This is a genomic window from Streptomyces sp. SID3212 (genome assembly GCF_009865405.1).
Taxonomy (GTDB): domain Bacteria; phylum Actinomycetota; class Actinomycetes; order Streptomycetales; family Streptomycetaceae; genus Streptomyces.
This window is the reverse complement of record NZ_WWJY01000640.1, coordinates 1-2770: the sequence shown is the minus strand read 5'-3', so window position 1 is coordinate 2770 and position 2770 is coordinate 1. Positions and strand designations below refer to the sequence as shown.

Below are 2770 nucleotides of genomic sequence, written 5' to 3'. Positions count from 1 at the left end.
GCGCCGTAAAACATGCAGTCCGGACATACGTACCTCCGGAGGCCCCGCCCCCCGTCACCACGGCACAATCAAGCCCGTCCGGCGATTGAGGACATCAGTAACCCGCGCCCACCACCGGGGCGCAACCTCACCCCCGCCCAATCAACGGCATCGCCGTCGCCATCACCGTCGCGAACTGCACATTCGCCGACAGCGGCAGCCCCGCCATATGCACCACCACCCCCGCCACGTCCCCCACCTCCATCACCGGCTCCACCGCCACCTCCCCGTTCGCCTGCGGCACGCCGCTCCGCATGCGTTGCGTCATGTCCGTCGTCGCGTTGCCGATGTCGATCTGGCCGCACGCGATGCCGTACGCGCGGCCGTCCAGGGACAGGGACTTCGTCAGGCCGGTCACGGCGTGCTTCGTGGCGGTGTACGCGATCGAGTCCGGGCGGGGCGCGTGGGCCGAGACCGAGCCGTTGTTGATGATCCGGCCGCCCGGCGGATCCTGCGCCTTCATCTGGCGGAACGCCGCCTGCGCGCACAGGAAGCTGCCGGTCAGGTTCGTGTCCACGACCTTCCGCCACGCCGAGTACGGCAGCTCGTCCACGGGCACGCCGCCGGGCCCGAACGTGCCCGCGTTGTTGAAGAGCAGGTCCAGCCGCCCGTACCGTTCCCGCGCCGCCGCGAAGAGCGCGTCCACCTCCTCGGGGACGGTCACGTCCGTGGGGACGACCAGCACGTCGCCGCCCACGGAGTCGCCACCCGCAGAGTCGCCGCCCGCCGCCAAGGCGCCCGCCGCCAAGGCGACCGCCTCGGCCGTCTCCGTCAACGAGGAAGCCGTACGGCCCGCCAGCACCAGCGACCACCCCGCACCGCCCAGCGCGAGCGACACCGCGCGCCCGATGCCCGAACCCGCGCCCGTCACTAGTGCGATCTTGTGCTCGGAGTTGATCTCCCGCATGGCGTTCATGGGCCCGCAGCGTAGTTGAGGTACAGATAGGCGAGGTACGGACCGTCGTCGGGGGAGCCGTCAGGGGAGGGGCCATATGACCGCCGCACACCGCCACGCACCCGAACTCAGGGCCGCCGCGCAGCGCCTCGCGGCCCTGGCGCAGGCCGGTAGCCTCCCACGCCGCCGTCTTCTCGCCGGGGCGAGCGCCGGCGCCGCCGCGCTCGCCTTCGCCGTCAACCTCCCCCTCGCCGGCGTCGCGGGCGCCGCCGAGCTGGACGCCCGGAAGGTCGCGGCGGACCCGTTCACCCTCGGCGTGGCCTCCGGCGACCCCCGCCCCGACGGCGTCCTGCTCTGGACGAGGCTCGCGCCCGACCCGTACGTACCCGACAGCGGCCTGCCCTCCGAGCGCGTCGCGGTCGGCTGGGAGGTCGCCGCCGACGCCGGTTTCGCCAGGATCGTGGCGCGGGGCGAGGCGACCGCGCACCCGGAGTTCCACCACAGCGTGCACGTCGACGTGCGGGGCCTCGATCCCGACCGCGTGTACTGGTTCCGCTTCCGTAGCGGTAGGTGGATCAGTCCGGCGGGCCGGACCCGTACCGCCCCCGCGCCCGGCGCGTCGGTGAGCCGCCTCCGGTTCGCCGCCGTCTCCTGCCAGGCGTACCACGACGGCTACTTCACCGCGTTCAGGCACCTCGCCGAGGAGGATCTGGACGTCGTCTTCCACCTCGGCGACTACTTGTACGAGTACGCCGTGTCGTCCGTCGGCGGCGCCCGCGACTACACCGACCGCACCCTGCCCGCCGTCTTCAACCGAGAGACGGTGACCCTGGACGACTACCGGCTGCGGTACGCGCTCTTCAAGTCCGACCCCGACCTGATGGCCGCCCACGCCGCGCACCCGTTCGTCGTCACGTGGGACGACCACGAGACCGAGAACAACTACGCCGGCGACATCCCCGAGAACTCCGTCTCCCCGGAGGAGTTCCTGCTGCGCAGGGCCGCCGCCTACCGCGCGTACTGGGAGAACATGCCGCTGGGTCCCCTCCAGGCGCCGTCCGGCCCGGACATGCGGCTCTACCGGCGGCTCCAGTACGGACGGCTCGCCCAGTTCGACGTGCTGGACACCCGGCAGTACCGCTCCGACCAGGCGTACGGCGACGGCTGGCAGGTGCCGGGCCCGAAGTCCGAGGACCCCTCGCGCACCCTCACCGGCGAGACCCAGGAACGCTGGCTGCTGGACGGCTGGAAGAGTTCGACGGCCACCTGGAACGTCGTACCGCAGCAGATCACCTTCGCCCGGCGCCGTACCTCCCCGACCGCCGGCCACAAGCTGTCGATGGACTCCTGGGACGGCTATCCGGCGTCCAGGCAGCGGCTGATGGACGGGGCCGAGGCGGCCGGTCTCGCGAACCTCATGGTGCTGTCGGGGGACGTGCACACAGGGCACGCGTACGACATCAAGAAGGACTGGGACGACCCGGACTCCCGCACGCTGGGCACGGAGATCGTGGCGACGTCCGTCACGAGCGGGAAGGACGGACAGGACCGGCCCGCCGACTGGGACACCTTCATGGCCGCCAATCCGCACATGAAGTTCTACAGCGGGCGGCGAGGTTACGTGAACGTCGAGCTGGGCCTCACGCGCGCCAGGGCGGACTTCCGTACGGTGGACGTGGTCACGTCACCGGGGAGCCCGGTCAGAACGGCCGCGTCCTTCGTGACAGAGGCGGGCGACCCGGGCCTGACCCCGGCCTGACCGCCTGTTGCTCCAGTCCGGTCCGACCGCCCGTCACGCCGACCAACCCAGCCCGTCCGGCGATTGAGGACATCAGT

Annotated in this window: 2 protein-coding genes; one reads left to right on the top strand and one right to left on the bottom strand. The window is 71.7% G+C overall.

Annotated features, from left to right (window positions below; genetic code table 11):
* Nucleotides 1-127: 127 nt before the first annotated feature.
* A complete protein-coding gene (locus tag GT042_RS18960; protein WP_161309909.1) occupies nt 128-955 on the bottom strand; it encodes an SDR family oxidoreductase in 828 nt (275 codons plus the stop codon).
* A 76-nt stretch (nt 956-1031) separates the two neighbouring features.
* Between GT042_RS18960 and GT042_RS18955 the strand changes: the two genes are divergently transcribed.
* Nucleotides 1032-2693: an alkaline phosphatase D family protein gene (locus GT042_RS18955; protein ID WP_161309908.1), complete on the top strand. Its 1662-nt coding sequence runs from the start codon at nt 1032-1034 to the stop codon at nt 2691-2693.
* Nucleotides 2694-2770: the final 77 nt, after the last annotated feature.